General features: G+C 62.9%; 27 protein-coding genes. 8 read left to right on the top strand and 19 right to left on the bottom strand.

Annotated elements, in window-relative coordinates:
- Positions 1-149 precede the first annotated feature (149 nt).
- The 14 genes from kdsB to Thiosp_RS09105 all read right to left on the bottom strand — a co-directional run bounded on the left by kdsB (position 150) and on the right by Thiosp_RS09105 (position 13,997).
- On the bottom strand, positions 150-953 hold the full coding sequence (gene kdsB, locus Thiosp_RS09040; RefSeq protein ID WP_201067886.1) for a 3-deoxy-manno-octulosonate cytidylyltransferase: 804 nt from the start codon (positions 951-953) through the stop codon (positions 150-152).
- The gene (gene lpxK, locus Thiosp_RS09045) at positions 950-2,044 is read right to left on the bottom strand and encodes a tetraacyldisaccharide 4'-kinase (RefSeq protein WP_323696999.1); all 1,095 of its coding nucleotides are present in this window, start codon (positions 2,042-2,044) and stop codon (positions 950-952) included. The genes kdsB and lpxK overlap by 4 nt, the downstream gene beginning before the upstream one ends.
- Positions 2,045-2,070: 26 nt before the next feature.
- A complete protein-coding gene (gene msbA / locus Thiosp_RS09050; RefSeq protein WP_201067884.1) occupies positions 2,071-3,834 on the bottom strand; it encodes a lipid A export permease/ATP-binding protein MsbA in 1,764 nt (587 codons plus the stop codon).
- Entirely contained in the window at positions 3,831-4,385 is a 555-nt protein-coding gene (locus tag Thiosp_RS09055) for an ExbD/TolR family protein (protein WP_201067883.1), read from the bottom strand. The genes msbA and Thiosp_RS09055 overlap by 4 nt, the downstream gene beginning before the upstream one ends.
- A complete protein-coding gene (locus tag Thiosp_RS09060) occupies positions 4,382-5,032 on the bottom strand; it encodes a MotA/TolQ/ExbB proton channel family protein (RefSeq protein ID WP_207188092.1) in 651 nt (216 codons plus the stop codon). Before Thiosp_RS09060 ends, Thiosp_RS09055 begins: the two co-directional genes overlap by 4 nt.
- A 188-nt stretch (positions 5,033-5,220) precedes the next feature.
- Positions 5,221-5,559, bottom strand: coding sequence for a Na+/H+ antiporter subunit G (locus Thiosp_RS09065; protein WP_201067882.1), 339 nt, complete (start codon positions 5,557-5,559; stop codon positions 5,221-5,223).
- 72 nt (positions 5,560-5,631) lie between these two features.
- Entirely contained in the window at positions 5,632-5,904 is a 273-nt protein-coding gene (locus tag Thiosp_RS09070; protein ID WP_201067881.1) for a K+/H+ antiporter subunit F, read from the bottom strand.
- Positions 5,901-6,512 carry a Na+/H+ antiporter subunit E gene (locus Thiosp_RS09075; RefSeq protein WP_201067880.1) on the bottom strand — a complete coding sequence of 204 codons (612 nt, stop codon included), beginning with the start codon at positions 6,510-6,512 and terminating at the stop codon, positions 5,901-5,903. The genes Thiosp_RS09070 and Thiosp_RS09075 overlap by 4 nt, the downstream gene beginning before the upstream one ends.
- Positions 6,512-8,035 carry a monovalent cation/H+ antiporter subunit D gene (locus Thiosp_RS09080; RefSeq protein WP_201067879.1) on the bottom strand — a complete coding sequence of 508 codons (1,524 nt, stop codon included), beginning with the start codon at positions 8,033-8,035 and terminating at the stop codon, positions 6,512-6,514. Before Thiosp_RS09080 ends, Thiosp_RS09075 begins: the two co-directional genes overlap by 1 nt.
- Positions 8,032-8,367 carry a Na+/H+ antiporter subunit C gene (locus tag Thiosp_RS09085; RefSeq protein WP_201067878.1) on the bottom strand — a complete coding sequence of 112 codons (336 nt, stop codon included), beginning with the start codon at positions 8,365-8,367 and terminating at the stop codon, positions 8,032-8,034. Before Thiosp_RS09085 ends, Thiosp_RS09080 begins: the two co-directional genes overlap by 4 nt.
- Entirely contained in the window at positions 8,355-11,312 is a 2,958-nt protein-coding gene (locus Thiosp_RS09090) for a monovalent cation/H+ antiporter subunit A (RefSeq protein WP_201067877.1), read from the bottom strand. Before Thiosp_RS09090 ends, Thiosp_RS09085 begins: the two co-directional genes overlap by 13 nt.
- A gap of 134 nt (positions 11,313-11,446) precedes the next feature.
- A complete protein-coding gene (locus Thiosp_RS09095) occupies positions 11,447-11,653 on the bottom strand; it encodes a Trm112 family protein (RefSeq protein WP_201068075.1) in 207 nt (68 codons plus the stop codon).
- 215 nt (positions 11,654-11,868) lie between these two features.
- Positions 11,869-13,353, bottom strand: coding sequence for a protein adenylyltransferase SelO (locus tag Thiosp_RS09100; RefSeq protein WP_201067876.1), 1,485 nt, complete (start codon positions 13,351-13,353; stop codon positions 11,869-11,871).
- A 53-nt stretch (positions 13,354-13,406) separates the two neighbouring features.
- Positions 13,407-13,997, bottom strand: coding sequence for a class I SAM-dependent methyltransferase (locus tag Thiosp_RS09105; RefSeq protein WP_201067875.1), 591 nt, complete (start codon positions 13,995-13,997; stop codon positions 13,407-13,409).
- A 185-nt stretch (positions 13,998-14,182) separates the two neighbouring features.
- Here Thiosp_RS09105 and hemF point away from each other — a divergent pair, with 185 nt between their 5' ends.
- Positions 14,183-15,115, top strand: a complete 933-nt coding sequence (gene hemF, locus Thiosp_RS09110) for an oxygen-dependent coproporphyrinogen oxidase (RefSeq protein ID WP_201067874.1) — start codon at positions 14,183-14,185, stop codon at positions 15,113-15,115.
- A 26-nt stretch (positions 15,116-15,141) separates the two neighbouring features.
- On the opposite strand, the gene Thiosp_RS09115 is transcribed toward hemF, so the two are convergent.
- On the bottom strand, positions 15,142-15,732 hold the full coding sequence (locus Thiosp_RS09115; RefSeq protein WP_201067873.1) for a class I SAM-dependent methyltransferase: 591 nt from the start codon (positions 15,730-15,732) through the stop codon (positions 15,142-15,144).
- A 264-nt stretch (positions 15,733-15,996) separates the two neighbouring features.
- On the opposite strand from Thiosp_RS09115, the gene phoB reads away from it, so the two are divergent.
- Both phoB and phoR read left to right on the top strand, forming a co-directional pair.
- Entirely contained in the window at positions 15,997-16,677 is a 681-nt protein-coding gene (gene phoB / locus Thiosp_RS09120; RefSeq protein WP_201067872.1) for a phosphate regulon transcriptional regulator PhoB, read from the top strand.
- On the top strand, positions 16,674-18,251 hold the full coding sequence (gene phoR / locus Thiosp_RS09125) for a phosphate regulon sensor histidine kinase PhoR (RefSeq protein WP_242518708.1): 1,578 nt from the start codon (positions 16,674-16,676) through the stop codon (positions 18,249-18,251). The genes phoB and phoR overlap by 4 nt, the downstream gene beginning before the upstream one ends.
- A gap of 43 nt (positions 18,252-18,294) precedes the next feature.
- On the opposite strand, the gene Thiosp_RS09130 is transcribed toward phoR, so the two are convergent.
- Positions 18,295-18,537: a flagellar biosynthesis protein FlgE gene (locus tag Thiosp_RS09130; RefSeq protein ID WP_201067871.1), complete on the bottom strand. Its 243-nt coding sequence runs from the start codon at positions 18,535-18,537 to the stop codon at positions 18,295-18,297.
- 282 nt (positions 18,538-18,819) lie between these two features.
- Between Thiosp_RS09130 and Thiosp_RS09135 the strand changes: the two genes are divergently transcribed.
- From Thiosp_RS09135 to Thiosp_RS09155, 5 genes are all read left to right on the top strand, one after another.
- Positions 18,820-19,500, top strand: a complete 681-nt coding sequence (locus Thiosp_RS09135; protein ID WP_201067870.1) for a TIGR00153 family protein — start codon at positions 18,820-18,822, stop codon at positions 19,498-19,500.
- 104 nt (positions 19,501-19,604) lie between these two features.
- On the top strand, positions 19,605-20,870 hold the full coding sequence (locus Thiosp_RS09140; protein ID WP_201067869.1) for an inorganic phosphate transporter: 1,266 nt from the start codon (positions 19,605-19,607) through the stop codon (positions 20,868-20,870).
- 60 nt (positions 20,871-20,930) lie between these two features.
- Positions 20,931-21,689, top strand: coding sequence for a serine/threonine protein phosphatase (locus tag Thiosp_RS09145; protein WP_201067868.1), 759 nt, complete (start codon positions 20,931-20,933; stop codon positions 21,687-21,689).
- Entirely contained in the window at positions 21,676-23,208 is a 1,533-nt protein-coding gene (locus tag Thiosp_RS09150; protein ID WP_201067867.1) for a metallophosphoesterase, read from the top strand. Before Thiosp_RS09145 ends, Thiosp_RS09150 begins: the two co-directional genes overlap by 14 nt.
- Positions 23,205-24,248 carry a substrate-binding domain-containing protein gene (locus Thiosp_RS09155; RefSeq protein WP_201067866.1) on the top strand — a complete coding sequence of 348 codons (1,044 nt, stop codon included), beginning with the start codon at positions 23,205-23,207 and terminating at the stop codon, positions 24,246-24,248. The genes Thiosp_RS09150 and Thiosp_RS09155 overlap by 4 nt, the downstream gene beginning before the upstream one ends.
- A 71-nt stretch (positions 24,249-24,319) precedes the next feature.
- Here the strand turns inward: Thiosp_RS09155 and Thiosp_RS09160 are convergent, their stop codons facing one another.
- From Thiosp_RS09160 to Thiosp_RS09170, 3 genes are all read right to left on the bottom strand, one after another.
- Entirely contained in the window at positions 24,320-24,559 is a 240-nt protein-coding gene (locus Thiosp_RS09160) for a hypothetical protein (RefSeq protein WP_201067865.1), read from the bottom strand.
- Positions 24,556-24,753, bottom strand: coding sequence for a type II toxin-antitoxin system HicA family toxin (locus Thiosp_RS09165; protein WP_201067864.1), 198 nt, complete (start codon positions 24,751-24,753; stop codon positions 24,556-24,558). Before Thiosp_RS09165 ends, Thiosp_RS09160 begins: the two co-directional genes overlap by 4 nt.
- A 104-nt stretch (positions 24,754-24,857) precedes the next feature.
- Positions 24,858-25,193, bottom strand: a complete 336-nt coding sequence (locus Thiosp_RS09170) for a helix-turn-helix domain-containing protein (protein ID WP_201067863.1) — start codon at positions 25,191-25,193, stop codon at positions 24,858-24,860.
- Between the last annotated feature and the right edge of the window lie 375 nt (positions 25,194-25,568).

Consider the following 25,568-nt stretch of genomic DNA (forward strand, 5'->3'; position numbering starts at 1 on the left):
CTCTCTCCGCCGAGCTCCGTCTTCCAACCTCCTCAGTGGTGAATCGCCCCGGGCGCATGCTCGGGGCATTTTTTTCATCATTCAGCACCCGACAAGGCGATTGTCGCTGCGAGATTGCCCAAGATGCTTTCCTGGGATGCTTGTGGCCATTAGCCTTGGCTGACAAGCCCCAGCCACTCCAGCACGGCGGGGATGTCATCTCGGGTATCCACCCCGGGGCCCAGGGGCGCACAGGCCTCCTCGACTTGAATCCGCTCGCCATTCCACAACACGCGCAACTGCTCGAGTGACTCGATTTGCTCCAGCGGAGCCGGCGGCCAGGCGAGAAAGCGCTCCAGAAAGCCGACGCGATAGGCATAGAGGCCGATATGGCGCTGAAAATGGATGCCAGGGGGCAGGTGGGCGCGCTCGCCAAGGAAAGCATCGCGATGCCACGGGATGGGCGCGCGGGAGAAATACAGCGCCTGGCCATTTGCGTCCGTCACCACCTTAACCACATGCGGGTCGGAAAGGGCTCGTGCTGCGTCGATCGGCGTCGACAGGGTGGCCATGCCCAGCGCGGGGTGGGAGTCGAGCGCGCCGGCCACCTGGTTGATCAGTGCCGGTGGCACGCAGGGCTCGTCGCCCTGCAGGTTAACCACGATGGTGTCCGACTCCCAGGCGCGCAGGCGCATGACCTCCCCAATGCGATCAGAACCGCTCGGGTGTTGCGCAGATGTCATCACGGTCTCTGCGCCGAGTTCCCGGCAGACACCCGCGATACGGTCGTCGTCGGTGGCTATCAGTACCTCGCTGGCGAGGCTGGCGCGGGCGCGTTCCCACACATGGGCGATCAGCGGTTTGCCGCCAATGTCGACCAGCGGCTTGCCGGGCAAGCGTGAGGCTCCGTAACGGGCGGGTATCACCACTTTGAAGGGCGAATTGGGAGAAGCGGAAGACGTTTTCGGGTTCACGCGGATGACTCCGGGGGCTTGGGGGAGACATGGGGCGACGGGCGCTGGTGGGTCTGTTCCAGGGCGACGAGTTGGGGTTCGAGCGCCTGGAGGAAAGCCTGATTGGGCACGGCCGTCGCCGGCAGATACCAGTGGCGCAGGTCGGCGAAGGCGCGGCACTTGAGCGCGTCCTTTTCGGTCATCAGCACGGGGCCGGCGGGCCAGTGTTTGCTGTCTTCGCGGCTGAAGGCATGGTGGTCGGGGTAGGGTAGGCGGGTGATACGCAGGCCGTTGTATTCGAGCAGCGCGAAGAATTGCTCTGGATTTCCGATGCCGGCTACCGCTGCAACGGGGGTGCCGACGAACTGCGCCAGGGCGCGGGTTTGCCTGGGGTCCGAGAGGTTGATGGCGCGCTGCGGGCGCAGTGCCATATTGGGGCGGCTGTCGTCGCTGCCGCCATTGGTCAGCAGGATGTCGGCGCGACGGGCGCGGGAGACCGGCTCGCGCAGCGGACCGGCCGGCAGACAGCGGCGATTGCCAAAACCGCGCCGGCCATCGACCAGCAGAATCTCCAGGTCGCGCCTTAAGCGGTAATGCTGCAAGCCATCGTCGGCCAGGAGCAGGTCGCAGTCGCAGTCTTGGAGCAGACGCCGGGCCGCGGCGACCCGATCGGCCCCGGCCATCACCGGGCAGCCTGAGCGGTTCGCGAGTAGCACGGGTTCATCACCATAGTCGCGCGGGTCGCCATCAACAGGGACGCGTCGGGGCTGATCGCTGCCTTGGCCGCCGTAGCCGCGGGTGAGGATGCCCGGGCGCCAGCCGCGCGCGCGCAGATGCTGCGCAAGCCAGAGTACTAGCGGTGTCTTACCAGTGCCGCCGACAGTGAGATTGCCCACCACGATGACAGGTGTCGCGATCTGATCTTCCGCCGCCGGCGGCTGGCGCCAGCGCCGCCGCCATAGGGCGGCGCGGGCCTGGGCAATGGCGCAGTAAAGCCAGCCAAGCGGTGACAGCAGCCAGACAAGCGGGTGCCCCGGACCATACCAAAGGGCCTGGAGTTGCTGGCTCGGGAAGCCTTGCCGACTCCGCCGGTGGGTGCCGGTAGTCCGCAACGAGAACGGGAATCCTGTGCGGTTGCTCATGCCGCGGGCGTATGACTGAACTGCAAGCGCCGCAGGCGCGCATAGTAGCCGTCGCGGGCGAGCAGCTCGGCGTGCGAGCCCTGCTCGACGATGCGCCCGCGGTCAAGCACCACCACGCGGTCGACCTGCTCGATGGTCGAGAGCCGGTGGGCGATCACCAGGGTGGTGCGTGCCTGCATCAGTGCATGCAGGGCGGCCTGGATGTGGCGCTCGGCTTCGGTATCCAGCGCTGAGGTGGCTTCGTCGAGAATTAAAATGGGCGCATCCTTCAGCATGGCGCGGGCAATGGCCAAGCGCTGGCGCTGCCCGCCGGAGAGCAGCACGCCGCGGTCGCCGATCAGGGTGTCGAAACCCTGCGGCAGGGCGCGGATGAAATCCAGCGCATGGGCGCCCTCGGCCGCCCGCTCAATTTCTTCTGGCGAGACCCGACCGACGCGCCCATAGGCGATGTTGTTGGCGATGGTGTCATTGAACAGCACCACCTCCTGGGTCACCAGCGACATCTGCGCGCGCAGGTTGGCCAGGCGCAGCTCGCGGATGTCGATGCCGTCGATCAGAATGCCCCCGCTGCAGGGCTCATAGAAGCGCGGCAGCAGGTTGGCAAGTGTGGATTTTCCGCTGCCGGAGCGCCCGACCAGGGCGACGCTCTCGCCGGCGGCGATGGACAGGCTCAGATCCTCAATCACCAGGCCCTTTTCGGTGTCGTAGCGATGGCTGATGTCGACATAGTCGATGCGCCCCTGCGCGCGCTCCAGGGTGCGGGTACCGGTATCCGGCTCGGGCGCGACGTCGAGGAGTTCGAACAGACTCTCGGCGGCGATGATGCCCTGCTGAAGGTGGGAATTGACCGAAGTGAGGCGCTTGACCGGCGGCAGCAGCAGACCCATGGCCACCACAAAGGACATGAAGCTGCCGACGGTGATGTTGTCGCGCAAGCCCTGCATGGTGGACAGATAGACCACGATGCCAATGGCCACGGCGGAGATGAGCTGCACCAAGGGAACGCTGATGGCCTCGGTCGCGACCATTTTCATCTGCAGGGCGCGGGTTTTTTCGTTGACCTGACGGAAATGCTCGCGCTCATCCTGTTGACCGCCGAAGGCCTTGATGACCCGGTGGGCGTCTATGGCCTCTTGGGCGACATGGGTCAGGGAGCCGACCCGCTCCTGAATGCGCTTGCTGTAACGGCGGAACTTCTTGGTGGCGTATTTGATGGCAAAGGCCGTGGTCGGGCCGATGAACAGAAAAATGGCCGCGAGCTTGGCGTCCAGATACAGCATGTAGGCCAGCAGCGCGATCGCGGTGAAGCCGTCGCGCACAATGGTGGTGATGGCTGAGGTGGTGGCCCTGGCGACATTGTCGACGTTGTAAGTCAGCTTGGCGAGGATTTGCCCCGAGCCATGGGTGTCGAAGTAGCGGGTTGGCGCGCGCAGCAGGTGCTCGAACATTTCCTGGCGCAGGTCGGTCACCACGCGCCGGCCGACCCAGCGCAGGCAGTAAGTGTTAATAAAGCCGGCAATGCCGCGCACGATGAAAAGCCCGACCAGCAGCAGGGGCATCAGGCGCACGGTGTCCGGATCGCGCTCGACAAAGCTGCCGTCGAGCAGCGGCTTGATCATGGCCGCGAACAGGGGCTCGGTTGCCGCGAATACCAGCATGCCGCCTATCGAAAGCCCGAACATGCGCCAATAAGGTTTGGCATAGCCAAGCAGACGCGCGTAGATGGTCCGCGCGCTGACCATGGGGTCGCCCTGGCTCATTGCGGTCGCGGCGGGCTTTCCCCTGCCATCTCTTCTGGTCGGGCTGAAGGTGACTCCTGCCTGGAGTTTGATGGTTCCGGCGCTGTCGTTTTGCCCACCTCGGCACTGCCCGGGGAGTGGACGGCGGCAAACGCGAGCTGGGTCAGCCCGAGCTGCTGGGCCGCGTCCAAGACGCGCATCACGGCTTGGTGCGGGGTCTGCGCATCGGCCTCGATCAGCAGCGATTCGCTTTGCGCGGATTCAGCGGCTTCCCGCAGCGCTTGCGTCAGCTGCTCGGTCATTGTTTCATCGGAGGCTGCCTGATCCGTGGCCAACTCCAGGGGCTGCTCGGCGATGAAATAATGGCTGTCGCGGTCGATACTGACGACCAGGGGCTCTTTCTCGGTCTGCTCTGCCGGTTGGCCATCGGCTTCTGGCAGTGCGATCGGCAGCTCGCGCGCTTGCTCGAAGGTGGTCGAGATCATGAAAAACAGCAACAGCAGAAAGACGACGTCGACCAATGGGGTCAGATTGAGCTCCGGCGGTTGCGGCGGCAGTGGGCGCAGATTCACGGCAGTGGGCCTTCTTCATCCGGCTCGCGCTCGCCCTTCATCACCTCCACTAGGCGCAGGGATTGCTCCTCCATGCCGATTGCCAGTCGCGTCACCCGGCTGTTGAAGTAGCGATGGAACAGCAGGGCCGGAATGGCGACCGACAGCCCGGCAGCCGTCGTTAGCAACGCCTTGGAGATACCGCCGGCCAGCACGGTTGGGTCGCCCACGCCGGCCTGCATGATGACGCTGAAGACATCGATCATGCCAATCACGGTGCCGAGCAGCCCGAGCAGCGGCGCGACCGAGGCAACGGTGCCCAGCATGTCGAGATAGCGCTCCATTTCCGCCACCACTTGGCGGCCGGTGTCCTGAATGCTCTCCTTCATGATTTCGCGCGAATGCTCGCGATTGACCAGCCCGGCCGCGAGCATGCGCCCGAGCGCCGAGTCCGAGCGCAGGGTGGCAATGCGCTCGTCGTTAAGCGCTCGGTCGAGATGCCATTGCCAGATTTGCTCCACCAGATCGCCCGGCATAATCGCGCTGGGCCGAAGCGCCCAGAAGCGCTCCAGCACAATGGCGAGAGTCGCCACCGAGCAAAGGGTAATGGGCAGCATCAGCCAGCCGCCGGCGCGGAACAGGTCGATGATGGGGGTCATAACAGGCATGGTCGTGGTGGTTTGTCGGCGAGGGGTTCAGCGAGCTTTAGCGCGCGCCACTGCGAAAGCGCGCACTCAGGCGAGCATGATAGCCGATTGGAGGAGGCAATTGGTTCGCCGGTGGTTTGCAGACGCCGGTGTTTACCGGACTGAGCGCTGTGCTGACCGAGCTGAGCCCTGTGCGCAAGCCGGTCACATCAGCCGGCGGCGGAGTGCCGGGATGCCTGCTGAGGCGTCTTGGCAACCGAATAGACTTTTCGGTGCAGGGCCGCCTTGGCGAGCAAATGGGCGCTAACTGGGGCGGTGATGAACAGAAACAGCAGGACGAGAATCTCGTGCAGGCTGATGCTGTCGGTGGAGGTGCTGAAGTACAGGCCCGAGGCGATCAGCATGCCGCTGATGCCGAGGGTGGTTGCCTTGGTGGGGCCGTGCAGGCGGGTGTAGAAGTCCGGCAGGCGCAGCAGCCCGATGGAGCCGATGAGCGCAAAGCTGGCTCCAATGAGCACGAAGGCGGAAACCAAAATTTCGATCAGCATGGGCTGGGGTTCTCGGCGTTAAACGCGGATTCTGGGCTTTGAAGGTGTGTTATTGATTGAGCTTTTTGGGGATCACTCGATGATATCGCCGCGCAGCTGGTATTTGCACAGGGCGGCGGTCCCGACAAATCCCATCATGGCGATGATGAGCGCAATCTCGAAATAGGCTTGCCGATCAAAATGGATGCCGAGCAGCACCAGCAGTGCGATGGTGTTGATGTACAAGGTATCCAGCGCCAGGATGCGATCGGAGGTGTCCGGGCCGCGCATCAGTCGCCACAGGTTGAGCAGCAGGGCCAGTGTCATCATGGCAAGGGCAATCTGCACGGTGATGGTCAGTATCATCGGAAAATCTCCAGCAGCGGGGCCTCGTAGCGTTGCTTCAGGTGGCGGCACAGGGCGGCTGCGTCCTCGGCGTCGATGCTATGCACCAGCAGGATGGTGCCTGCGTGCGTTCCGACTCGCGCGTCAGATGCTGGCCCAAACCTAGAATCTGCATCAGCCCCAAGGCCATTCCCCGTGCTGTCCCCTCTCGTGCTGCGGCCATCCCTCTTCGCCGGCTGTATCACATCGGCCGATACTGTGCCCGGCGTCAGGGAGATAACGCTGGCTAGCACCGTGATGGCGAAGGGGTCGGTTAATTCCAGCGGCAGCTCAACGAAGGCCGGGTGCAGGCGTGTGCGCGGCCCGAGAATCAAAAGTGCGACTTGCAGATTCGCGATCAGGATATCGACAAACAGCTGCACCAGGTAGGCGAGCAGCTTGAGCGGTTTGCGCAGACGCGGGCGCTCTGGCCAGAAATTGGCCGTCACGCGCGACAGGCTCAGTGCCAGCAGGCTGCCGAGCAGCAGATTACCAGGGCCGATGCTGTTGTTCAGCAGCAGCCAGATGATCAGCAACGTCAGGCTGAGCAGCGGATGCGGCACCCAGCTGTGCAGCAGGCGTTTCAGCATCAGTGGTGGCCTCCGGACTCTCTGACCACCACGGGCGTGCTTTGACGCATGGCGGTGACATAGGCCTGTGCATCGAATGTCTGTTCAGCGGTGTCGCGGGTCCAGTCAGTGATGCTGCCGCCGAAGATAACCAGCACTGGGCTCGTCGCCAGCAGTGTGGTGGCAATCAGCCAGGGCTGTCGACTGGGTTTCTCGGCTGCGGCGACCGGACCGCGCCAGAACACCAGAATGCCGGCGCGAGTGAGCGTCATCACCAGCAGCAGACTCGACAACAAGACAAGCGTCCAAACCGGAATGAGCGCGCTGTGATCCTGCGCGGCGATCAGCAGCAGCACCTTGCCCACCAGCCCGCTGAACGGGGGCATGCCGGCCACGGCAATTGCTGCCAGAAAGAACACCCAGCCAAGCTGATGCGATGGCGGTGGGCGCTTGCCTTCACTAAGCCGAGTGCTGCCGTCGCGCGCGCTGGCGATGCGCTCGGCAAGCAGAAAGAGCCCGCCGGTGACCAGAGTGGTGTGCAGCAGATAGTACAGGCTCGCGCTCAGGCCCGCCGGGGTGCCAAGGGCGATGCCGGCGATCAGGGTGCCAACCGAGACCACCACCAGGTAGGCAATCAGCTCGCGCAGATCGTCGCTGGCCATGGCGCCCAGGGTGCCAATGGCGATGGTGGTCAGTCCGGCGGCCAGCAGCCAGGGCGATGCCCAGGCGAGCATTGGCGTCTCGCCCAGGCCATAGACCAGCGTCGTCAGGCGGATGATGGCGTAGATGCCGACCTTGGTTATGATGGCGAACAGGGCTGCGACTGCGGCGGTGGCGGCGGCATAGGTGCCCGGCAGCCAGAAGTGCAGCGGAATCAGCGCTGCCTTGAGCCCGAAGACGGCCAGCAACAGCATGGCCGCAACCCGCGCGAGATGCTGATCCGCAGCCGGCAGGGCGGCGATGCGCGCGGCCAGGTCCGCCATGTTCAGGCTGCCGGCGGCGGCGTAGAGGGTGCCCAGCCCGATCAGGAACAGCAGCGAGCCGACCAGATTGAGCGCCACATAATGCAGGGCGGCACGGGTACGCTCGGCACCGCCGCCATGGAGCAGCAGGCCGTAGGAGGCGATCAGCAAAATCTCGAAGGCGACGAAGAGATTGAACAGGTCGCCGGTCAAAAATGCGATGTTGATGCCGAGTAGTTGGAACTGAAACAGCGCATGAAAATGCCGCCCGGCGCGGTCGCTGCCGGTGATGGCATAGGCCAGCGCGAAGGTCGCAAGCAGCGCGGTCAGCGCCAGCATCAGGGCCGCGAGGCGGTCGAGTACCAGGGAAATGCCATAGGGCGCTGGCCAGTCGCCGATCAGATACACTTGAATGCCGTTGCGCTGCCCACTCCACAGCAGCGCGGCGGCGATGCCGAGCAGGGACAGTGTCGCCAATGCACTCAGTGCCCGCTGGATGCGCAGCGGCGCGCGCCATAGGATCAGCAGCAGCGCACCAGTGACGAGCGGCAGCGCGATGGGCGCCATCAGCAGCTGGCTCACCGTTCCTCCCCGCCGCGACGGTCATCGACGCGGTCTGTGCCCAAGTCATTGAGCGCGCGCAGCGCCAGCACCAGCATAAAGGCGGTCATCGCAAAGCCGATGACAATGGCGGTCAACACCAGCGCCTGGGGTAAGGGGTCGGCAAAGGGGCCGCCTTCGTTAATCAACGGGGCCTGATTCGTCGTCAGCCCGCCGGAGGCGAACAACAGCAGATTGGTCGCGTAAGACAAGAGCGTCAGCCCCAGCACGACCGAGAAGCTGCGCGCGCGCAGCAACAGGTAGACCCCGCCGCCGATCAGTAGCCCGATGCAAAGCGCGATCAAGGCTTCCATGTCGCGCCTCTTGCTTCTGGTGTGGCGAGCGCTTGAGCATGCACCTGCGCAATTGGCGCCGGGGCTGCAATGCCCGTGTCAGTGGGTGCGACTGCGCCGGCCTCGGCATCGGGTCGCGGTCTGCGCACGTGGTGACGATGCCCGCTCAACCGTCCGAGGTTATCGAGAATCAGCATCACGGTGCCAAGGACAACCAGAAAGACGCCGGCGTCGAAGGCCATGGCGCTGGCGAATTCCACCTCGCCAAGCAGTGGCACCTCGCCATGCCAGAACGCGCTGGTGAGGAAGGGCCGGCTAAAGAGCATCGCGGCCAGACCGGTGGCGAGCGAGATGATCAAACCCGAGCCGATTAGCAGGGTGTAGCTCAGGCGCAGGCGCTCGGCCGACCACTGCTGGCCGCTGGCAAGCTGCTGCAATATCAGCGCGATACCGGCGACTAGGCCGGCGATGAAGCCGCCACCGGGCTCATGGTGACCGCGCAGCAGCATGAACACTGCCACCAGCAGCGCCATTGGCAGCAGCGGGCGCGAGAGCATGGCGAGAATGATGGGATGTGCGTCGGGCGACCAGCGCCGACCACGGGGATCGCGTCGCGGCGTGCGCAGGCGGATGCCGCGCAGCATGGCGAAGATACCGGCAGCGGCGATAGCGAGCACCGTGATTTCCCCGAGAGTGTCGAAGCCGCGAAAGTCGACCAGAATGCCGTTGACCACATTGCCGGCGCCCGCCGCGGGCTTGGCATATTCCAGAAAATAATCGGAAATATTCGGCGTCTGCGCGGTCATGATGGCGAAGGATAGCGCGGCAGCGCCAAGGCCGGCGGCGACGGCGAGCATGACATCACGCGTGCGCCGCCAGCGTGAGATCGGGGCAACATCCGACTGCGGCAGAAAGTAGAGCACCAGCAGCAACAGGATGGTGGTGACCACCTCCACCGAAAGCTGCGTCAGCGCCAGATCAGGTGCCGAGAAATGCACGAATGCGAGGCTAAGGATCAGTCCGATGACGCCAATCAGAATGGTCGCCTGCAGGCGTTGACGGCGCAGACCAACCACGCCGATCAGCGCCACCGTCAGGATCACGGCGCCGCCAATGGTCGGGAGATCGAGCGGACTGAGCGTGGAATCGGTAATGAGCCCAGGCAAGGCGCCAGGTTCAAGGCTCATTAGCGTCGGGATGACGGGTAACACGGCCAAGACCAGCGCCGTGAGCAAGAGCCAGGCGGCCGAGCGCTGCAGGGATGCCCGGGCTGGCCGCGGCATACGCGCGCGCGCGAAACGCTGCAGGCCGGCCGCGGTGCGCTGGAACACCGAGGCGCCGCTCGCGGGCGGGAAGATGCGATCATGCGCATTAAATAGTAGGTGCCGCATCCGATACAGCAGCAAGCCGCCGATCAGGGCGATGAAGCTCATCAGCAACGGAAAGGAAAAGCCGTGCCAGATGGCGAGATCGTACTTGGGTTCGAAGCCGAGCATGCTGCGCACGCCAAGATCGAGCAGCGGTCGCACGGTCTGCTCCGGGAAGATGCCAACCAGCAAACACAGGGCGACCAGAATCTCGACGGGAATGCGCATCCAGCGCGGCGGCTCGTGAGGCTCGTGCTCGAGGTAGCAGGAGCGACCGCCGAAGAAAACGTCGTGAATGAAGCGCACCGAGTAGGCCACCGCGAAGATACCGCCGGCGGTGGCTGCGAACGGCAACATCCAGTCCAGATGCCCAAGCCACTCATGATGCACCGTCTCGGCAAAGAACATCTCCTTGCTCAAAAAGCCATTGAGCAGCGGCACGCCGGCCATGGCGGCCGCCGCCACCATGGCCAAGGTGCCGGTGATGGGCATGAAGTGCCACAGCCCCGATAGCCGGCGCATGTCGCGGGTGCCGGTCTCGTGGTCGATGATGCCGGCCGCCATGAACAGCGATGCCTTAAAGACCGCATGGTTCATCGCGTGGAAGAGTCCGGCCACCGCGCCCAGCGGGGTGCCGAGCCCGAACAGAAAGGTAATGAGCCCCAGGTGGCTGATGGTGGAGTAGGCCAGCAGACCCTTGATGTCGTGCTTGAAAATGGCGAAATAGGCACCGAGCAGGAAGGTTGTCAGGCCCACGCCGCCGACCAGATAAAACCAGATGTCGGTCTCGGCAAAAACGGGAAAGAAGCGCGCGAGCAGAAAAATCCCGGCCTTTACCATGGTGGCAGAGTGAAGATAAGCCGATACCGGCGTGGGCGCCGTCATCGCCGATGGCAGCCAGAAGTGGAACGGAAACTGTGCCGACTTGGTGAAGGCGCCGAGCAGAATCAGCAGCAGAATGGGGAGATAGAGCGGGTCTTGTCGCACCTGCTCGCCCGCCGTCAGAACCTCCGACAGCGAAAAGCTGCCGGCGACCGAAGCCAGCAGCAGAAAGCCCGCAAGCAGGCTCAGCCCGCCGCCGGCGGTAATCACCAGCGCCATGAGTGCGCCACGTCGTGCCTCGATGGAGCGCGGGTCGAAGCCGACCAGCAGAAAAGACGTCAGGCTGGTCAACTCCCAAAAAAGCACCAGCAGCAGTAGATTGTCCGAGAGCACAATGCCGAGCATTGCGCCCTGGAATAGCAGCAAAATGGAGAAAAAGCGCGCGACCTGATCCGATTTGGCGAGATAAAAGCGGGCGTAGAGAATCACCAGCAGCCCGATTCCCAAGATCAGCAGCACAAACACCATGGCCAGCCCGTCGAAGCGCAGCGCCAGCGTCAGGCCGATCTGCGGAATCCAGGGGAAGGCGACATGCACCTCGCCCCCGGCGAAGACATCTGGCGTATGGCTGATTGCGATAATGAGTGCAGTGGCACTCACCAGCGCCGCCGCATAGGCCGCCGCTGCGCCGCAAGCCGGTCGCGGCGCCACCCAGACCGCAAAGCGCGGCAGCAGCGCGCCGACGAAAGGTATCGCGACAATCCACGCGAGAAACATGCTGGGCGGATCAGACACGCAGCAGCCTGTCACTCGGATCAAAGCAGCCCGGATGCCGCGAACGGGCTAGCGGACTCATCATGGGGCTCGGTCCGGGATAGGCGCAAGGCCGGGGATAATGCGGAAGGCTCGGCTCAAGCGGGATGATGCTGCTTGCGCAGCGCCTCGGCTTCGTCCTCGCTCAGGGCGCGCGCTTCGTCCTCAAGCATCACCGGTATGTCATCGCGGATGGGGTACGCAAGGCGTCCGGAAATGGAGATGAGCTCGGACTTGTCCTTGTCGAAGACCAGCGGTCCCTTGGTGACCGGGCAGACGAGGATTTCCAGCAGGCGTTTGTCGATCATGATGGCAATGGCTCCGGTGAGCGCGGCAGTGAACGCGGGACGGCGATTCTGACCTGTGCCAGATCAGTTCGTCCAGAGGGAGCGCAATCATAGCAAGACGCGGCAGGTGTCGGCGACTGTTCGCGGCGGACAATGATGTCGACAGGTGCCAGCTAACGCCGCTGGTGATGGGCCGATTTTTGACGCCGGCGTAGTACTTCTGTGATGTCCTCTCAGGTGCCGCAGAACGTATACTGCACCACTTCCTGCGGGGTTGGCGGGGCACGATAGCCCGCGTTGGCCTCGGTGTCCTTCCAGGGTTGTTCGACTGCCGCGAGCAGACGCTCGAATGGCCCCAAATCGCTCTCAGTCGCTGCATCCAGCGCCTGCTCGACATAATGATTGCGCGGAATCACCGCTGGGTTGGCGTGGCGCATGATTGTTGCGCGCTCGGCGTCCGTCAGAGAGTCGCGGCCAAGGCGCAGGCGCCAGCGCGCAAACCAGGAGCCTTCGGCGTGTGTGTCGATCTCGCTCCGGATCTCCGAGCCAAGCTCGCGGCCGAGTGCCTCGCCGTCGTCTTCAAGCGCGGAGCAGAGCGCGCGGAAGCTGTTGGTGAAGTCCGCCTGCTGTCGTTCCAGCAGTGAGAGAAACTCCTGAATCAGCGCCCGATCTTCCGCCTGGGGCTCGGGCAGGCCGAGCTTGCGCCCGAAACGCTGGAGCCAGGCCTGGTCAAAGGACGCTTGAAAGTGATCGAGTGCCGCCGTGGTCCGCGCCGCGGCCGGCGTCGGCTCCAGCTCCAGCAGGGGAGTCAGGGAAAATGCCAGGCTGGTGAGGTTCCAATGGGCGATCCGCGCTTGATTGCCGTAGGCATAGCGGCCGCGGTAGTCGATGGAGCTGAACACCGTGGTCGGGTCGTAGCCATCCATAAAGGCGCAGGGGCCGTAGTCGATGGTCTCCCCGACAATGGACATGTTATCGGTGTTCATCACACCGTGAATAAACCCAATGCTCATCCATGCCGCGATCAATTCGCCCTGACGCGCGGCTATGGCGTCCAGCAGCCCACCGTAAGGCTGCTCGGCGTCGAGCAGAGCCGGATAATGGCGCGCGATCACATAGTCAGCCAAGGTCTTGAGCGCGTCCTTGTCATCTCGGGCGCGAAAATACTCGAAGGTACCGACACGGACATGGCTGCGCGCGACGCGGGTCAGAATGGCCCCGGGCAGCGGGCCCTCACGAAAGACAGACTCGCCGGTCGCCACCGCTGCAAGCCCGCGGGTGGTGGGAATTCCAAGCCGATGCATGGCCTCGCCGATCAGATACTCGCGCAGCACCGGACCCATCCAGGCGCGCCCGTCGCCGGAGCGTGAGAAGGGTGTGCGCCCGGAGCCTTTCAGCTGAATGTCGCAGCGGGTCCCGTCCACCGCCACCACTTCCCCGAGCAGAATGGCGCGGCCGTCGCCAAGCTGGGGCACGAAGGAGCCGAACTGATGCCCGGCGTAAGCCATGGCCAGCGGCTCCGAGCCTTCGGGCAGGCGGTTACCGGCAAACACAGCCGTGGCTTCCTCCGTGCGCAGATCGCTCGGCTCAAGCCCAAGATAACGCGCGAGATCGTCGTTGAGCCGCAACAGAAGCGGCTGCCTGACAGGCTCAGGCGCCACACTGGCGAAGAAGCGCTCGGGAAGCCGTGCGTAAGTATTGTCGAATGCGAACATCATTAACAGGAGGCCTCTGATCGAACGGGGGTGCCCCTGGGGGAACCCTCACAACATCATGCTGACAGGCGCGTCATTGCAACACTGAAATCATTGCGCAGGTAGCCTTCGCGGAAGGCAACCCCGGCGCCGAGTTGCTCGGCCCATTGTCGAACCTCGTCGGGATGGCGGCAGTTGAAGACATCAGCCTCATCATCGCGACCGCGCAGCAGATTGAAGACAAATCCCTGGTGGCTGGCGGCGAAACAGCGTTCGATGAAACAGTAGGTCTCGTATTTTGTGAGGGTATTCATCGCTCCGCTGCACAGATAATAGTCCGCCTGTGGTAAGGGATCGGCCAGTGCATCGAGAAGATGGATATCCGCGCCAGTGCGCTCGCGCGCTTCGCTGACCATACTTTCGAGTGCATCGATGCCGATGTAGCATCCAGGCAGGTCCTGATTGCGGGCCAGGTATTGGTGTAGATCGCCAAACCCGCAGCCAATATCGGCTAGCGTCAGGGCGCTGATGTCCTCGGGTAAGAGCGCCCGTAGCGCGTCGAAGCGACATTCCTGGGTGCGGCGGGAATTCCAGTGAACCCCCTCCGCCGTGGTACCGTGGAGATCAATGGCTGCTTGATAGAATTCCTGGGTATCGACGCGTGGCATAAGGTGGTGTCAGTCTCTTGTCAGCACAAAGCGTTTGCTGGTCCGCTTAAATCCCATTTTCTTTGCGCGGTCATGACAAAGTCACTGCGCTTTTGGGGCGCGATCACCGGCTGCCTGGGTATAGTACCATCGGCACCTCAACTTACCGGGACACTGGTCCTCCCCAACGCGACACCGAAAGCCGCATGACCGATCAACCCGACTCCAAAGCCGTCGAAGAGTATTTGCGCGAGCTGCAGACCCGGCTCTGCGATGCGCTGGCGCGGGCTGATGGCGGCGGTTCCTTCGGAGATGACTGCTGGACGCGCGAGGACGGCGGCGGCGGGCGCAGCCGGGTGCTCGCGGAAGGCGCGCTCTTTGAGAAGGCCGGGATCAATTTCTCCCATGTCCATGGTGTGGCCCTTCCGGCGAGTGCCAGCGCGGCGCGGCCTGAGCTTGCCGGGCGAGGGTTTTCCGCCATGGGCGTGTCTTTGGTGCTGCACCCGCGCAACCCCTATGTGCCGACCACCCACATGAATGTGCGCTTTTTCAGTGCCGAGAAGCCGGGTTGCGCGCCTGTGTGGTGGTTCGGCGGCGGCTTCGACATGACGCCCTATTACGGCTTCGAGGAGGACGCGCGCCACTGGCATCAAAATGCACACGCGGCCTGCGACGGCTTTGGCGGCGATCTGTATCCCGAGCTCAAGGCCGCCTGCGACCGGTATTTTTACCTCAAGCACCGTGCCGAGGCGCGCGGCATCGGCGGGCTGTTTTTCGATGACTTTAACCACTTAGGCTTTGCGCGCAGCTTCGCTTTCATGCAGCGCGTGGCGGAGCATTTTCTGCCCGGGTATCTGCCCATCGCCGAACGCCGTCGCGACCATCCCTGGGGCGAGCGCGAGCGCGCCTTTCAGCAGATGCGCCGGGGTCGCTACGTGGAATTCAATCTGGTGTATGACCGCGGCACCCTGTTTGGGCTGCAGTCGGGTGGGCGCACCGAGTCCATCCTGATGTCCCTGCCACCGAGCGTGAGCTGGCACTACGACTGGCACCCGCAGCCAGGCAGCCCGGAGGCGCGGTTGACGGAGTTCTTTCTGGTGCCGCGCGACTGGCTCGCGGGAGAGACGCAAGAGACCTGAGCGTCGCCTGCCTCAAGCGCGACATCTCAGTCGCGATAGGCTAAGGCGACCGTGTAATGCGAGCCCTGCTTAAGCTTGTCGTAATTGCCGAAAATCTCTTGCAAATAGCGCTTCATGAACTGCCGCAGTCCATTGATGGTGACGACATAGAGCGCACCGCCGGGCTTCATGCGCGCACGGGCATCATGCAGCCAGAGTGTCAGCAGCTCCTTGCCGACCTTTGCCGGGATATTGCTGGTAATCAGGTCGAAGCGGCGCTGTGGATCGATCTGGTCGAATCCGTTGGTCAAAACCGCCTCGGCATTGCCTAGCCCATTGAGCGCGATATTCCTGCGGGCAAAGTCCACTGCGACGAAGTCCTTGTCCGCCAGCAGCACCCGACCCTGAGGGGCGAGACGCGCGAGCGTCAGCCCGATGGGGCCATAGCCGCAGCCGAGGTCAAGGCAGTCCGCATCTGGTGCCACCGCAATGCGTTCGAGCAACAACCGGGTACCGGCGTCGATTTCGCGTGGGGAGAACAAACCCCAGGTCGACTGCAGACGCAGCGGCTGACCCGCCAGCTCGGTATCGAACTCAATGGGCCGGCGCAAACCGGCGAGCTGGGCCTGATCGGTCATGGCGTATCCTGTGCGGTGGGGATCACGGGAAAATAGCTAAACGGGCGCGACATTGACGGGATTGCAGGTGTCGCAGAACCTGAAGTCAAAGACTACTTCGGATGTCAGCGGATCTCGGCGGGTTTCGGGCTGGGGCGTTGTCACCATTCTTTAACCAAAGGGCCATAAACTAAGGCACCCTGACTGCCTTGCTTCCGGCCAGCGGTGTCGCAGGACCCGGTGCAAGGTTATCCCCTTAAGCACATGTTGCCCGATGGTGCCCCCATGCCGACCATCCTCATTGTTGACGACGAGCCTGATATTCGCGAACTGATCCGCTTCACCCTTGAGGAGGCGGAATTTCGCGTCCTCGAGGCGGCGCATGCCGATGAAGCGCGCAAACAGCTTGGCGAGTCGCCCGACCTGATCCTGCTCGACTGGATGCTGCCCGGGCGCTCCGGCCTTGAGCTGGCGGCGCAATTGAAACAGAACGCTCGCACCAAGGCCATTCCCATTATCATGATCAGCGCCCGCGGCGAGGAAGAAGATCGCGTTAAAGGGCTCGACACGGGTGCTGACGACTATATCGCCAAGCCCTTCTCGCCGCGTGAGATGATCGCGCGCATCAAGGCGGTGCTGCGCCGCAGCCAGAGCGAGCAGCAACAGGATGCTATCGAAATCGGCGGACTGCGCATCGACCATCTCGGTCATCGGGTCAGCGCCGCTGGCCAAGCGCTCACCATCGCGCCGACGGAATACAAGCTGTTGCACTTTTTAATGACCCACGCTGACCGCGCCTTCAGCCGCTCTCAGTTGCTCGACCGCGTCTGGGGGGACCAGGTGTATGTGGAGGAGCGAACCGTCGATGTGCATGTGCGGCGACTGCGCAAAGCCCTTGAACATACCGGGCACCAGCATTTGTTGCAGACAGTGCGCGGCGTGGGCTATCGGTTCTCCGACAAATGAGTCAGTCCAGCATCAACCAACCTGATCAGCAACCTGACCAGCAACCCGACCAGCAACCGGACCCAGGCAGCTCCAACCCGCCTGGTAAGACCGTAGCCGGCGGTCGTGGTTTTGTCTGGCCGCACCTGGCATTGCATCGCTGGCTGACACGGCCCAGCAACAGCTTGGTGCGCGATACCCTGGTCGAGCTCGGCCTGCTGCTGCTCTTGCTCTGCGCCGCCGGCGGTTTGTGGCTGGGTGTGGGCTTTCAATGGGGTAGCGCGCTGCTGCTTGCGCTGCTGCCCTATCTGGGGCGCCATTTGATCCTGCTCGGGCGGCTGGTGCGACTGATCCGCAAGCACCATCGTCTGGTGCCTCCTTTCCCACTCGGGCTCTGGGGCGAGGTCTATCGCACCATCGCCCGTTATCAGCAACGCGGGCGCAAAGGGCGCAAGCGCCAGCTGCGCTTTACCCGACGCTTTCGTGAGGCGGCCAACTCAGTGCCCGATGCGCTGGTCGTGCTCGACAAGGCACGCCGCATCGAATGGGCTAACCCGGCCGCCGCGCCCTTAATGAATGTGCAGTTTCCGCGCGATGAAGGCCGCCAACTGACGGAAGTCTTTCCGCATGAATCCCTGAACGACTACATCGTCGCGGGGGATTACAGCCGCCCGATCGATATGATGCCGGAGCACAATCAGTCCCTGATGCTGTCAGTACGACTCACCCCCTTTGGCGAGCGCAAAAAGCAGCGCCTAGTGGTCGGGCGTGACATCACCAAGGTGTACCACCTGAACATGATCCGGCGCGACTTCGTCGCCAATGCCTCGCACGAGCTGCGCACGCCGCTGACTGTCATCACCGGGTTTCTCGAGCGCCTGAGCGACTCGGCGCAAACGCCGCCAGGGCATCGCCGCCCCCTCGCGCTGATGCGCGATCAGGGCGAGCGCATGCGTTCGATTATCGAGGATCTACTCACGCTCTCGCGCCTGGAGATGGACAATCGCACCACCCAGATCACGGCAGTCGACATCCCCGCGCTGGTTGAGGCTATTGTTTCCGAAGCACGCATCCTGTGCAACGATAGCCATCCAATCACGCTGGACATTGACCCTGAGCTGAGTCTGCTCGGCAATCAGAACGAGCTCTACAGCGTCCTCTCCAATCTGGTGTTCAACGCCGTCAAGCACACTCCGGCCGGCACCCAGGTGCAAATTCGCTGGAGGGAATGGGGAAGCAGCCCCTGCTTTTCGGTGCGCGATAGCGGACAGGGGATCGCGGCAGAGCATCTGCCGCGCCTGAGCGAGCGCTTTTACCGAGTCGATAAGGCGCGCTCGCGCGAATCAGGAGGAACCGGGCTGGGTCTGGCGATCGTCAAGCATGTGCTCAATCGCCATGACGCCCATTTGAGAATTGCCAGCGAGCTTGGCACCGGAAGTACCTTCAGCTGCTATTTTCCGCCGGCTAGTCGCCTGCGCCCGGAAGCACTCGGGGCACCGGTTGCCGCGAGGGTTGCCGCAGGGGTTAGTGGGGAGGTTGCTGGCGGGATTGCTGGGGAGGTAGCTAGGGGAACTGCTGCCGGCGACAGAGGTTAGCGGCACGCGATCGGCCCAACGCCGCCCCAACTGCGAGCCAATCTCAGGCCATCACGTCAAGCAGGGTACCAACCATCTCATCGGCGGTGCGAATCACGCTTGCCGATGCCTCGGTCGAGCGCTCCCCAACGCCAAGATTGACCATCGGTGTGGCTAGGTCGCTGCTCCCGCCGTTCGCCGTGGTCTGCTGGGCAATATCGCTCGCCGCGTTTGTCACCATCTGATAGCCGCGCTGCATGCCGGTCAAGCCAGCACCCATCAGCCCAACACTGGTATCGCCGCCCATGTTTCCTCCACCTCGCTTATTCCAGCCCGAGTCTTAATGGATGTTTTGCGTGAAAGCGACTGTGGCGCATTCACGCTGGAGCCAAATTTCCTATTGGATGCCCTTTAAGTGTAGTTCCCCGGGGGCGAGCGCAACGCCAGTGCCGCAAGGAAATGCGAACCCGATCACAGAATTTCCGCCCGCTTTCCGCCCCCTTTCCGCCCGGAGTAGCTGTTTGCCAGCCAACATAATCGGCTATCCTGCTCAAGCCCGGCCCGCTCACGACACAGGAGATCCTTGTCCATGCAAGCCATTCCACCACTCTCGGCGCTCTTTGCGCGATCTCCGTTCAAGCCCATGCGGCAGCACATGGCTGTAGTCCATGATTGCGTGGGTCTGGTTCCCGGGCTGTTCGAGGCGCTGATCGACGGCGATGCGGCGGCGCTGCTGGCCGCGCGCGAGGCAATTGACGCCAAGGAGAGTGAGGCGGATGCCATCAAGAACGATGTGCGCTTGCACTTGCCCAAGAGCCTGTTTCTGCCGGTCGACCGACGCGACCTGCTGGCCATCCTGGAGGTGCAGGACAGCATCGCCGATGTGTCCCAGGATATCGCCGGGCTTTTGACCCAGCGCGAACTGAAGGTGTTGGAGAGCATGCGCGTGGGCCTGCGGGAGCTGGTCCAGCGCTGTGTTGAGGCCTGTGGTCAGGCGCGGGCTATTATCGATGAGCTTGACGAGCTGATCGAGACCGGCTTTCGTGGACCGGAGGCTGCGCGGGTGGAGGCAATGATTGCGCAGTTGAATCAGACCGAAACCGAAACCGACGCACTTGGAACCCGCCTGCTGCAAACACTTTTTCAGCACGAGCAAACCATGGACCCGGTATCGGTGATGCTGTGGTACCAATTGATCCAATGGATCGGCAATCTGGCGGATAATGCCGAGAAGGTGGGGGACCGCCTGCTGCTGCTGATCGCACGCTGATGTCGTCTCTAACCGCAATCGCCGGCTGCTTTGCTAGCTGGTCGCTGGCTGGCTCATCTGGCCGCCGCGTCTGTCTCCGCATGTGACTGGGTTCTAAAACAACCATGGAAATCATCGCCACCCACGGCACCCTCTTTCTCGTCCTTGCCATTGTCTTCGGGCTCTACATGACCTGGGGGATTGGCGCCAACGATGTCGCCAATGCCATGGGCACCTCGGTCGGCTCCGGGGCCATCAGCATCCGGCAGGCAATTCTCATCGCGGCGATTTTTGAGTTTGCCGGGGCTCTGATCGCGGGTGGCAATGTGACCGCGACCATCCGCAAGGGCATTATCGATCCCGGACCCATCGCCCAGACGCCCGAGTTGCTGGTCTACGGCATGCTCGCGGCGCTGCTCGCCGCCGCCATCTGGCTGATGATCGCGACCAGCCGTGGCTGGCCGGTGTCGACCAGCCATACCATTGTCGGCGCCATTGTTGGCTTTGGCGTGGCAGGTATTGGTGTCGATGCGGTGCAGTGGGCGGCTATCGGGCAGATTGCCATCAGTTGGATTCTCTCCCCACTGCTAGGCGGACTCATCGCCTGGCTGCTGATGCTGAGCATTCGCGAGCTGATCTTTACCAGCGACAATCCCTTCTTGAGTGCCAAGCGCTGGGGGCCGTTTTACCTGTTTCTGGTCGGCTGGGTCGTCAGCCTGGTCTCCCTGTTCAAGGGACTCAAGCATCTCGATCTGCATCTGACCAACCTCCAAAGCCTGATGGTCGCCACGGTGATCGGTCTGCTGGTCGCCATCGCCGGCAAGCTGATGATCGATCGGGTGCAACCCAACGTCTCGGCTGATCGTGACTTCCATTTCGCCAGTGTCGAGCGCGTCTTTGCACCCATGATGCTCTTTACCGCTTGTGCGATGGCCTTTGCCCATGGCTCCAACGACGTGGCCAATGGTATCGGGCCGATGGCGGCCGTGGTCTCGATTGTGCAAAGTGGCGGTCAAGTCGGGCAAGAATCGGCGCTGCCACTGTGGATTCTGGGGCTTGGTGGGATTGGCATTGTGGTCGGCCTGGCAACCATGGGCTATCGGGTGATGCAGACCATCGGCGTGCGCATTACCGAGCTGACCCCGACGCGCGGCTACTGTGCCACCCTGGCGGCGGCCGCCACCGTGGTGCTGGCCTCAAAAACCGGGCTGCCGGTGTCGACTACCCATATCGCGGTCGGTGCCGTAATGGGGGTCGGACTGGCGCGTGGCATCGGCGCGCTGGACATGCGGGTGATTGGCAATATTTTCGTGTCCTGGCTGGTGACCCTGCCGGCCGGTGCCCTGCTGGCGGCGATCTTCTTCTTCATCTTTAAGGCGATTTTCGGTTGAAGCCAAGCCGCAGTCCAACCGCTTGCGCTCAGGCCCGCTTGATCCGGGAGGGGCTTACCCTTGCCCGCTAGCCCGCAGACGGCCTCTGAGCATAAGTCCGGGTGTCGCGTCACATCCCTGCCGGGCCTGCTGCTCGAGCCGGTGACCGAGGTGCGCGTGGTCCGCGAGGTGCCGCTCGCCCAAGCGGTTCGCTTCAGCCAGATTATCGTGACCGGCCCTCCGGGTGCGGGCAAATCCACGCTGGTGCGTCAGCTCGGCGGCTGGCCGGAGGAAGGTTTTGTCGACCTGACCCGGCGCGGCTGGTGGCGGGCGGAAACCCTGGCCATGCGGCCCCGGGAAGTGCATCTGGGCTTACCCTTCTTGGGCCATCAAGCTGCCATAGCGTTGTTCGACGATGCCTGGCAGCGCGACTGGAAGACCCTGGTGCTCGATCCGTCGCGGGTGCAGCTGCCGCGCCCCAAGCGCCATTTGTTTTCCGTCGACTGGCTGGGGCGCTTCGTCTTTGAGTTCCTGCTGCCGCCGCCCGAGCGCATCTACGCTGATCGCTGCGTGCGAGCCCGGGAAGGGACGCATCCGGTGGATGAACGCATCGACCTTGAGCAGATCCGCACCCAGGTCGCCCTCTACTGCGCCGTCCTGGCGCTGTTTCACAGACACGGCATGCAGGTCTATGTGCGGCAGCGGCTTCTTGGTCGACCGCTGCGGTTGTGCGGCCATTCAGGCGATCAAGCAGGCGATCAAGCAGGCGACCAGTCAGATGGCCAATCAGGCGATCAGGCTGGCGCCCAATCAATCAGGAGCGACCATGCTCGCGCCTGAAGCCAGCAATAAATTTCTACGCTTCTTCTATGAGCTGATTCAGGACATGGAAGACAGCGATGAACAGGCGCTTGAGGCCGTCCTGCCCCTCGGTGAGAAAAAGATCCGCGTGCCCGAGCCCAAAGTGCCGCTGCAAATCCACCTCGGCGGCGAGGATGGCTGCACCCTGGAGCTCAGCCCGGAAATCGTCGTCACGGCCGATGGGCAGTTTGTCCATAACGGGCAGTATTTGCTGTTTGACCCAGCGCGGTTTTTCTCCTCCGTCAGCGGCTTTTTGCGCTTGCGGCGGGGCGCCTCGCTCACCCTGGGGCGCAAGAACCCGGCTCAGCAGCAACTGCTCGACTACCCCGATGGCGTGGCCGACAAGCACCTGCGGCTGAAGCTGAACGAAAAAGGGCTGTCGTTCAAGAACCGCGCGCCGAGCCGGGGCGTGAGCATCGCGCCGCTGACTGATCGTCAGTCCATCAAGCGCATGGCGCGATGGCGCCAAGACAAGCTCAGGGCGCTCGCCGATCTGCTGCAGGCGCCGATCGAGGAGCCCCCGCGCGCGGCCGCGCTCGACTTGCTCGAGCAGGTGATTGCGATCATGCGCTGCGAGCCCCATCGGTTGGCCGGCCGCGACGACCGCCCCGGCAGTGTCTTGCGCCTGCCAAGCCAGGCGATTCCGATCATCGTCGGCGACCTGCATGCCTGCATCGACAACCTGCTGGTGGTGCTGACCCAAAACGACTTTCTCGACGCGCTCACGCAGGGCCGCGCGGTGCTGATCCTGCTCGGCGACGCCGCACATCCCGACGAGCCAGGTCGGGAAGCCGAGATGGAAACCTCCATCTGGCTGATGGATTTGATCTTTCGCCTCAAGGTGCGGTTTCCGGATCGGGTGTTCTATCTGCGCGGCAATCACGACAGCTTTGCCGAGGATATTGCCAAGGGCGGCGTCCCGCAGGGGCTGGTGTGGGAGCAGGCGCTGCACGACAAGCGCGGCAAGCGCTACCGCGATGCAATGCACCGCCTCTACAACCGGCTACCCTACATCGCCTACTCGGCGGATTACATCTGCTGCCATGCCGGCGCGCCGACCATGAAATATTCGCGCGCGGACCTGATTAATGCCCGCCGCAAGCCGAAGCTCCAGCTCCAGCTTACCCGGCTGCGTCCGCGCCATTCCAATAAGCCCGACGGTTATGGCGCCAGCGATGTGCGTCGGCTGCGCAAGCATCTCGACGTGACCGCGCAGACGCCCTTCATCGTCGGCCATACGCCGCGCTCGGCCGACGAGGCGGTGTGGAGCGACGCCGGTGGCATCAAGCAGCATTTCGTGCTGTTTGGCGCGAATCCCAATAAAGTCGGCGTGCTCACCCGCTCAGGCGCAGAGATGCTGCCGCTGACCTATCCCGTCGAGCCGCTGATGGCAGTGTATAACCGGTTAGTGCGCACCGGCCGCTTTGAAGCCGCGATGGGCGACTGCGACGACAATCACCTAGAAGAGACCCTGCCCGACCATCAGGAGGAACCATGAGACCCACCCGCCTACCCATGCTGCTGGCGCTGTTCACCATGACGGCGCTGCCCGGCGCATTCTGCCAGGCGCGCGATTATCCCTGGGCGGTTGGCTCCTCGACCGTGTTTCCGTTCGCGACTGTCGTGGCCGAACAGGTGGGGCAGGATCAAGACTTCAAAACGCCGCGGATCGAGGCCTGGGGCAGCGGCGGCGGGGCCAAGCTCTTTTGTCACGGCCTCGGTGCCGACGAGGTCGATGTCGCACTCATGTCTCGCGAGATGACGCCTGAGGAGCTGTCCTGGTGCCAGACGCACGGCGTCGGCGAGTTGCTACAGCTACGCTTTGGCAGCGACGGGATCACCTTGGTCACGCCCGGGGATCTGTCGCTCGAGCTGAGCCGAGAAGACCTCTATCTGGCCCTGGCGCGCGAGGTGCCGGACCCAGCCGATACCGATGCCGATACCGGGACCTTGATCGAAAACCCCTATCAGCGCTGGAATCAGATCAACCCCGCCTTGCCTGAGGCGCCAATCCAGGTCTACGGCCCGCCACCCACCTCCGGCACTTACGATCTGCTGATCAAGCTCGCGCTCGAGCCGGGATGCCGCCGCGTCCCGCAGCTCAGCGCGCTCGAGTCCAGTGACCCCGAGCGTTTCCGCACCGCCTGCGGCGCCATCCGCGAAGACGGTCAGTATGTCGCATCGGGCGAGAACGACAATCTGATCGTGCGCAAAGTGGCCGGCTCAAACGCAGCGGTCGGGATTCTTGGCTTTAGTTACTACGACCAGAACCGCGACCAGCTCAACGCCGCCACCATCGACGGCATCGCCCCAGACTTAGACAGCATCTACACCGGCCACTACCCGCTGTCCCGCCCACTGTTCATCTACGTCAAATCCGAGCAACTCGCAGGAATACCAGGACTACGCCGCTTTCTCGAAGAACTGCTCAGCCCGGCAGCAGCAGGAGAGGAAGGTTACCTGGTCGACCATGGCCTGGTCCCACTACCAGAGCAGGAGCGGGCCGACAATGCCCAGCGCATCCGCGCAATGAAGTGAGCTGTCCTTGGCGATCCCTTCGTCATTGCCAAAACGTGACACGCCATCATCAAACGCTCTGAAAAAGCAATTCAAGCGGCACATTGCAGCAAATTGACAAAGTCTCTTCCCGATGTCACCGGGGGAAGTGGCTTGTTATCTGCTTTGTACAGCGTGATGATTTCTTCAACGAGTTGGCATAATGTTTCAAACGTTTGCTGTTCATCATCGCCATGACAGCCACCATACATTAAACCAGGACAGCTTCCGATATAGCACTGATCTTCTTCTGACCACTCAACAATCTTGGCATAGCGGGCGCTATCTTTCATCTCTTTGAATCCTCGATGGCTTTTTCGACGGCTCTCACCAAATAGCGTTTGGCGTCGTCTCCGGGCTTGCCCGGCAAGGTCATTGGCTTTGCCACATTAGGATGAACATAATTGCGATGACTTCCCTTGCCACCCCGATTGCAAAACCCGGCTTTTTCGAGCTGCGCTGCTAATTCACGAATTTTCGGTGGCATTGCATATTGTTTCCTCGATCAGTCGGCGGACGTTAGTTTGCAGGTCATCTTGCCGATGTGTAAAGACTCGTGAGACCCGGCAGCTTGGCGGTCATTCGTCAGTTTCAGTGCAATGCCGCGAGCGCCGCCTCGGGAGCTTTGTCCAGGACGGTGAGCAGGGATTTGGCCGCACCTGTGGGGCAACGCTTGCCCTGCTCCCAGTTGCGGATCGTCTCCAGCGGAACGTCAATGCGTTCGGCGAAGGCCGCCTGACTCAACCCGAGACGCTTGCGCACCCGGCGCGCGAACTTGGCCGCATCCAGCATGGCGTCTGCTTCATCGGCCTCAATGTGCTGGGCAATAGCATCCTCGCTGGTGGCATCCACCCGCGCTGGATCGATGGGTCCCGGCAGCATCGCCGCTGGGGCTGCGGGATCAAGTGTCATGCGCACAGTGGTCATAGTGCTGGCTCTCGCGTCAGTTAGCTTTTTGGGCCGAGATGATGCGGATGACGTCCTGTCTGGGAGTGTAGACCACCACGAACAAGCGCTTTTCGATTCAGCCCATCAGCTGGTAGCGTGCTTCACCATAGCTGTGGTGGGTATCGGCCTGAATCAGGCGATCCGGGTCGAGGAAGGCTCTGGCTGCGTACGCGAAGTCGAACCCGCGCTCGCCGAAAGCAGGCACAAGTGTAATGAGCCTGGCCGCCGAACGGGAGCTGATTGGAGGGCTGCAGGTGGCCTCTCTAATTTAATGATAGGGTGAAAATGCTTGGCCCTTATCCAGGATGGAGCTGAAAAATGATGCAAGTCATTGTTTATTCGTAGCCGACCTGG

Source organism: Thiorhodovibrio litoralis (genome assembly GCF_033954455.1).
Classification (GTDB): domain Bacteria; phylum Pseudomonadota; class Gammaproteobacteria; order Chromatiales; family Chromatiaceae; genus Thiorhodovibrio; species Thiorhodovibrio litoralis.

What these genes read in the sequence shown, in the direction of transcription:
- msbA (WP_201067884.1), bottom strand. Translation starts at nt 3,834, where the DNA reads ATGAGCCAGGGCGACCCCATGGTCAGCGCGCGGACCATCTACGCGCGT.
- Thiosp_RS09060 (WP_207188092.1), bottom strand. Translation starts at nt 5,032, where the DNA reads ATGCCTGTTATGACCCCCATCATCGACCTGTTCCGCGCCGGCGGCTGG.
- Thiosp_RS09065 (WP_201067882.1), bottom strand. Translation starts at nt 5,559, where the DNA reads ATGCTGATCGAAATTTTGGTTTCCGCCTTCGTGCTCATTGGAGCCAGC.
- Thiosp_RS09070 (WP_201067881.1), bottom strand. Translation starts at nt 5,904, where the DNA reads ATGATACTGACCATCACCGTGCAGATTGCCCTTGCCATGATGACACTG.
- Thiosp_RS09075 (WP_201067880.1), bottom strand. Translation starts at nt 6,512, where the DNA reads ATGCTGAAACGCCTGCTGCACAGCTGGGTGCCGCATCCGCTGCTCAGC.
- Thiosp_RS09085 (WP_201067878.1), bottom strand. Translation starts at nt 8,367, where the DNA reads ATGGAAGCCTTGATCGCGCTTTGCATCGGGCTACTGATCGGCGGCGGG.
- Thiosp_RS09090 (WP_201067877.1), bottom strand. Translation starts at nt 11,312, where the DNA reads ATGTTTCTCGCGTGGATTGTCGCGATACCTTTCGTCGGCGCGCTGCTG.
- Thiosp_RS09100 (WP_201067876.1), bottom strand. Translation starts at nt 13,353, where the DNA reads ATGATGTTCGCATTCGACAATACTTACGCACGGCTTCCCGAGCGCTTC.
- Thiosp_RS09105 (WP_201067875.1), bottom strand. Translation starts at nt 13,997, where the DNA reads ATGCCACGCGTCGATACCCAGGAATTCTATCAAGCAGCCATTGATCTC.
- hemF (WP_201067874.1), top strand. Translation starts at nt 14,183, where the DNA reads ATGACCGATCAACCCGACTCCAAAGCCGTCGAAGAGTATTTGCGCGAG.
- Thiosp_RS09115 (WP_201067873.1), bottom strand. Translation starts at nt 15,732, where the DNA reads ATGACCGATCAGGCCCAGCTCGCCGGTTTGCGCCGGCCCATTGAGTTC.
- phoB (WP_201067872.1), top strand. Translation starts at nt 15,997, where the DNA reads ATGCCGACCATCCTCATTGTTGACGACGAGCCTGATATTCGCGAACTG.
- phoR (WP_242518708.1), top strand. Translation starts at nt 16,674, where the DNA reads ATGAGTCAGTCCAGCATCAACCAACCTGATCAGCAACCTGACCAGCAA.
- Thiosp_RS09130 (WP_201067871.1), bottom strand. Translation starts at nt 18,537, where the DNA reads ATGGGCGGCGATACCAGTGTTGGGCTGATGGGTGCTGGCTTGACCGGC.
- Thiosp_RS09135 (WP_201067870.1), top strand. Translation starts at nt 18,820, where the DNA reads ATGCAAGCCATTCCACCACTCTCGGCGCTCTTTGCGCGATCTCCGTTC.
- Thiosp_RS09140 (WP_201067869.1), top strand. Translation starts at nt 19,605, where the DNA reads ATGGAAATCATCGCCACCCACGGCACCCTCTTTCTCGTCCTTGCCATT.
- Thiosp_RS09150 (WP_201067867.1), top strand. Translation starts at nt 21,676, where the DNA reads ATGCTCGCGCCTGAAGCCAGCAATAAATTTCTACGCTTCTTCTATGAG.
- Thiosp_RS09155 (WP_201067866.1), top strand. Translation starts at nt 23,205, where the DNA reads ATGAGACCCACCCGCCTACCCATGCTGCTGGCGCTGTTCACCATGACG.
- Thiosp_RS09160 (WP_201067865.1), bottom strand. Translation starts at nt 24,559, where the DNA reads ATGAAAGATAGCGCCCGCTATGCCAAGATTGTTGAGTGGTCAGAAGAA.
- Thiosp_RS09165 (WP_201067864.1), bottom strand. Translation starts at nt 24,753, where the DNA reads ATGCCACCGAAAATTCGTGAATTAGCAGCGCAGCTCGAAAAAGCCGGG.
- Thiosp_RS09170 (WP_201067863.1), bottom strand. Translation starts at nt 25,193, where the DNA reads ATGACCACTGTGCGCATGACACTTGATCCCGCAGCCCCAGCGGCGATG.